Origin of the sequence: Nocardia pseudobrasiliensis NBRC 108224 (assembly GCF_001613105.1) — a bacterium.
In the GTDB taxonomy this organism is placed as follows: Bacteria; Actinomycetota; Actinomycetes; order Mycobacteriales; family Mycobacteriaceae; genus Nocardia; species Nocardia pseudobrasiliensis.
On record NZ_BDBS01000062.1, the window covers coordinates 1 to 5212 of the forward strand.

Sequence of the window (5212 nt, forward strand, 5' to 3'; positions counted from 1 at the left end):
GGCCGCGCGCGCCGCGAGCAGGTGGTCGCCGATTCCGTCGGCCACGACGAACGCGGTGCGGCCCACGACGGGATCGGTGTGGGTGGCCACGGCATCCGCGTTGATCGAACGGCCGCCGCGGCGGCTCACCGAATCGGCTTCGACTCCGACAAGCCTCATGAGCTCACGGCGGGTGATGGCGGTGGTCACTGCATTGTGCACGTCCCGACCTCCTCGACTGGTCAGGTGCTGCCGATCAGCACCCTTCCAGTCAAGCGGGTGCGGCTGCGTCGCGCACCAAAGTCAGCCGTGGAGTTCCTGAGAAATCGGCAACGAGAGTGTCACGGCGGCAAACGAACTGCGCTCCCACCGCGATCATCGAACCGGCCGTACGCCATGATCGGGATATGACCGTCGCCCCGCCGATCCTCGCCGGAGTTCCCGGATCCTTCCCCCGCAGCGTCTTCCACGAGCGGCATCCGAAGCTGATCGACCAGGTGCTGGCCGCCCATCCATACGGCCCGGCCGAGCGGGCGGCGCTGCGGGAGTTGTTGGCCGAGAGCACCGATGGCGTGCTGAAACCGCTGGTCACCGCCGAGAGCGATGCCGCGAAGTGGGCGGAGTGGGGCGCGGGGCTGTGGGGTCGGCCGTGGGGCGAGGCGACGTTCCTGTGGGCCGAGAGCTATTTCTATCGACGCCTGCTCGAGGCGGTCGGCTATTTCGGCCCGGGCGTCTGGCACGCGATCGACCCGTTCGCACCGACCAAGGCCGCCGAGCTGTCCGGCCCGGCGGTCGCCGAGGAAATCGCCGCTTTGGCCGAATTGTCCGATATTCCAGCACAAGACAGGCGCGCGGCCCTGCTGCGCTCGGCACTGTGGGGCAATCAGGCCGATCTCGGATTCCAGCTCACCAGCAAATCCGACGCTCGCGCCACCCAACTCCTCGCCGACGACAGCGCCGCCCTGTGGACCCGCCTGACCCGCGCGGCCGAGCCGACGGTCTGCGTCGTCGCCGACAACGCGGGCCGCGAACTCCTGCCCGATCTCGTCCTCATCGATCATCTGCTCACCGAGGAGTCGGTGGCCCGCGTCGCCCTGCACATCAAACCGCGGCCCTACTTCGTCTCCGACGCCACCATGCCCGACGTCCTCGCCGCCCTGCGCGTGTTGCGCGAATCGACCACCGAGACGGCCCGCCACATCGGCGACCGCCTGTGGACCGCGATACGCGACGAACGCCTCACTATCCACGCCCACGAATTCTTCTGCGCCCCACTGTCTTTCCACGATATGCCCGCCGACCTGAACAAGCAGTTCGCCGCCGCGACGATCACCGTGACCAAGGGCGATCTGAACTACCGCCGCCTCGTCGGCGACCGCTACTGGCCGCCGACCACCCCGTTCACCGACCTGACCGCTTACTTCCCCAGCCCGGTCATCGCCCTGCGCACCCTGAAATCCGATGTGGCCGTAGGCCTCACCGCCGAACAGGTGCGCGAGCTGGACGCCACGGGCACATCGTGGCGGACCAGCGGCGAACACGCGCTCATCCAATGTTCGGTCAGCGACTAGCGCCCCGTCATTGGCCGCGCGGACTCTGCGGACCCTCGCCGCCGAGCCGGGCGCGGCAGGTAGCGTATGAACCGCATTCCGCACCGAGAGAGGGGAAAACCCATGGCGCAGACGGTTCGTGGCGTGATCGCACGGTCGAAGCAGACGCCGGTCGAGGTGACCGAGATCGTCGTGCCCGATCCCGGTCCGGGCGAGGCGGTGGTGCGAGTGCAGGCCTGCGGGGTGTGCCATACCGATCTGCACTATCGCGAGGGCGGCATCAACGACGAGTTCCCCTTTCTGCTCGGCCATGAGGCCGCGGGCGTGGTGGAGTCGGTCGGCGCGGGCGTCACCGATGTGGAGCCTGGCGATTTCGTCATCCTGAACTGGCGCGCGGTCTGCGGATCCTGCCGCGCCTGCCGCAAGGGCAAGCCCTGGTACTGCTTCTCGACCTTCAATGCCGCCCAGCCCATGACGCTCACCGACGGCACCCCGCTCACCCCCGCCCTCGGCATCGGCGCGTTCGCGGAGAAGACCCTGGTGCACGCGGGTCAGTGCACCAAGGTCGATCCGCAGGCCTCGCCCGCCGCGGCGGGTCTGCTCGGCTGCGGCATCATGGCCGGACTCGGCGCGGCCCTCAATACCGGCGCGGTGGGCCGCGGCGACAGCGTCGCGGTGATCGGCTGCGGCGGCGTCGGCAGCGCGGCCGTCGCGGGCGCGCACCTCGCCGGGGCCACCACCATCATCGCCGTGGACCTCGATGCCCGAAAGCTGGAGTGGGCCAAGGGTTTCGGTGCGACCCATACGATCGATGCCAGCGCGACCGATCCCGTGGCCCAGATCCAGGAGCTCACCGACGGCTTCGGCGCGGATGTCGTCATCGACGCCGTGGGCCGTCCCGAAACCTGGAAGCAGGCGTTCTACGCCCGCGACCTGGCCGGGACGGTCGTCCTCGTCGGCGTGCCCACCCCAGAGATGCGCCTCGAGATGCCGCTGCTGGACTTCTTCTCCCACGGCGGTTCGCTCAAGTCGTCCTGGTACGGCGACTGCCTGCCCTCGCGCGACTTCCCCACCCTGATCGGCCTGTACCGGCAGGGTCGCCTCGATCTGGATGCCTTTGTCACCGAGACCATTTCGCTGGACGAGGTCGAGCAGTCGTTCGCCAAGATGCATCGCGGCGAGGTGCTGCGCTCGGTGGTGGTGCTGTAGCGATCGGGATCAGTGGGCGTGCGCCTCGGGGCGTCCGCGCTGCGGTGAACCGGAGAAGGCCGCCGCGGGCAGCAGCACGCCCAACACCACCATCGCCGCGCCCAGACCCAGGTGCAGCCAGTTGTCGGCGGTGTTGACCGGGATGAAGTTGGCGCGGCTGTCCTGATCGACCAGCATGCCGAAGATCCACAGCGCCAGATAGATGATGCCGCCGCCCAACAGGAAGGTGCGTGCGGTGGCGGCGGCGCGGCCCATCGCCAGTCCGGCCACACCGAAGATCAGGTGCACGATGTTGTGCAGCGCCGACACATTGAAGATCCCGAACAGCATCGCCCCCGAATGATGTCCGGCCCACGACAGCATGTCGTAGTGGGTGGTGATCCCCGGAATGAAGCCGAGGATTCCGACCAGCAGAAATAGTCCGCCTACCACGTACGCGGCCGTCCGAACGAGCGAACCGCGACCAACCCCGCCCTGCGCGTATCCGGCTGTAGCCATCTCGATCTCCTCTCGACGGTGCCGACCTGGCCGAATCATGATCACTGCGGTAATAGCCGATCGCTCTCGAACCAAACGCCGCGCCCGCACCCGCCCGCAACGACCGAGCACCTCACGCTCGACCGGTACGGCGGCCGGATCGGCGACCTTACCGTCCACCGTGCCGGTCAGCGAGACCCTTACTTGCCGCACGCAGCGCGAATCACTCAGAATCGACGAGCAATCGGCCGGATATCCGACGATGCACGAAGATCGAAATATTCTGGTGGGCAGTACCTTTGATGATTCACCCCGGCCGCAAGCAAACTCCGCCCGCGAGCGCTACCCCCTATTCCGGAGGCAATTTTTAGCCCGTAGGGAACCTTCCGTTCGGTCGAAGGCGGTGTGCCGTCGGTGTTCTCCGATAAACTGGTCCGCGATTCGGCCCGAACTCCCTGTCCTGCAATATCTTCCGTCACGACGCCGTGACGGCAACGGCGGTCGCCCGGCTTGTGGAAGTCGCGCGTCCGCGAGGGGATTGGTATGCCATGCGATTACCTGGCCCACTCATCGTAACGGCACTGGTCGTAGCCGGTTTGACGGCCACCGGATCGACGGCGCGCACCGCGACGTCGCCCACCCGGAATCTGGCCGACTCCGCGCCCATCGCGCAGTCCGACACCGAACCCGATCCGGCCGCCGCGCTGGTTCCGGCTGCCCCGCAGGCTCCGCGCAAACTGCGTGAGCTCACCCCGCCCCCCGATGGCGCCCTGCCCGCGGACGGCAACGTGCCGCTGCAGGACATCCTGCTGCCCGGCGGCGCGGCACTGGGCATTCCGGAGGCCGTGCTGGCCGCCTATCGCAATGCCGAACTGGCGCTGCAGAACTCGGAGCCCAACTGCGGGCTGCCGTGGTATCTGCTGGCGGGTATCGGCAAGATCGAATCCAATCACGCGGGTAACGGCCGCCTCGATCCCACCGGCACCACGGTCGGCGTGATCTTCGGACCGGCGCTGGACGGTACCCTGCCCGGCAATCAGATCATCCGGGCCGCCGGCGGCGGCTTCGTGCGGGCCGTCGGGCCCATGCAGTTCCTGCCCGGAACCTGGGCGTCGTACGCCTCGGACGGCAACGCCGACGGAAAATCCGATCCGAACAATGTCTTCGACGCGGCCCTGGCCGCGGGCAAATACCTGTGCTCGGGCAATACGGATATGCGCGACGCCAAGCAGGAACTGCGGGCGATCCTGCGCTACAACAACTCGTCCTCCTATGCCACCGAGGTCCTGAGCTGGGCCAACGCCTACAAGAACGGCGGCGCGCCGGTGCCGGTCGGCAGTACGCCCGATCCGCTGCCCGCCGACGGCGCGCCCGAGGGCACGGGGTCGACCATGGACGCGGGCGAGACGGTGCTGGCGTCGTCGACCTACGGCCCCGGTGGAACCGATCCGAACGCCACGACCGATTCCGAGACGCCCACCACCGATCCGGCGCTGACCACCGATCCGACGGAGACGACCGACCCGTCGACGACCTACGACCCCAGCACCGACACCACCACCACGAATCAGCCCGGCTTCGGGCTGACGCTGCGGGTGTGGGTCAAGATCGGCGGACTACAGCCGTTCCTGTGCGGCATCTTCTGCACCCCACCCACGCAGAATCCCTGTCCGCCGCTGTCGCTTCCGACGCTGCCGCCGGACCCGAACTCCACCGACCCGCAGGCCCAGAACCCGGCCCAGTGCATCGGCCCGAATACCACGCTGCCCTCGGCGCTTCCGCTGCCGACCTACATCCCGCAACCCACCCCGTCTCCGACGCCGACCACCACGGTGACGCCCACCCCCACGACGACGACATCCGCACCAACGACGACACCGACCACCACGCCGGCGTCGCCGACCACCACGACAACGGTGCCGCCGACCACCACGACGACCGTGCCGCCGACCACCACGACGACCGTGCCACCCACCACAACGGTCCCGCCGACCACC

At 68.3% G+C, this 5212-nt stretch carries 4 protein-coding genes and 1 pseudogene; 3 read left to right on the top strand and 2 right to left on the bottom strand.

Going from position 1 to position 5212, the window contains the following annotated elements:
• Window positions 1-201: pseudogene (locus NP4_RS35925) on the bottom strand (PP2C family protein-serine/threonine phosphatase); the annotation flags it as partial.
• Window positions 202-386: 185 nt separating this feature from the next.
• Between NP4_RS35925 and NP4_RS35930 the strand changes: the two are divergent.
• Together NP4_RS35930 and NP4_RS35935 are read left to right on the top strand one after the other, a co-directional pair.
• Window positions 387-1550: a damage-control phosphatase ARMT1 family protein gene (locus NP4_RS35930; RefSeq protein ID WP_068007698.1), complete on the top strand. Its 1164-nt coding sequence runs from the start codon at window positions 387-389 to the stop codon at window positions 1548-1550.
• Between the two features lie 102 nt (window positions 1551-1652).
• Entirely contained in the window at window positions 1653-2738 is a 1086-nt protein-coding gene (locus NP4_RS35935) for an S-(hydroxymethyl)mycothiol dehydrogenase (protein ID WP_068007702.1), read from the top strand.
• A 9-nt stretch (window positions 2739-2747) separates the two neighbouring features.
• Here the strand turns inward: NP4_RS35935 and NP4_RS35940 are convergent, their stop codons facing one another.
• Entirely contained in the window at window positions 2748-3236 is a 489-nt protein-coding gene (locus NP4_RS35940; protein ID WP_068007709.1) for a DUF4383 domain-containing protein, read from the bottom strand.
• Window positions 3237-3763: 527 nt separating this feature from the next.
• On the opposite strand from NP4_RS35940, the gene NP4_RS35945 reads away from it, so the two are divergent.
• Window positions 3764-5212 (top strand): lytic transglycosylase domain-containing protein (locus tag NP4_RS35945; RefSeq protein WP_156524969.1); only part of this gene is annotated, 1449 nt, incomplete at its 3' end.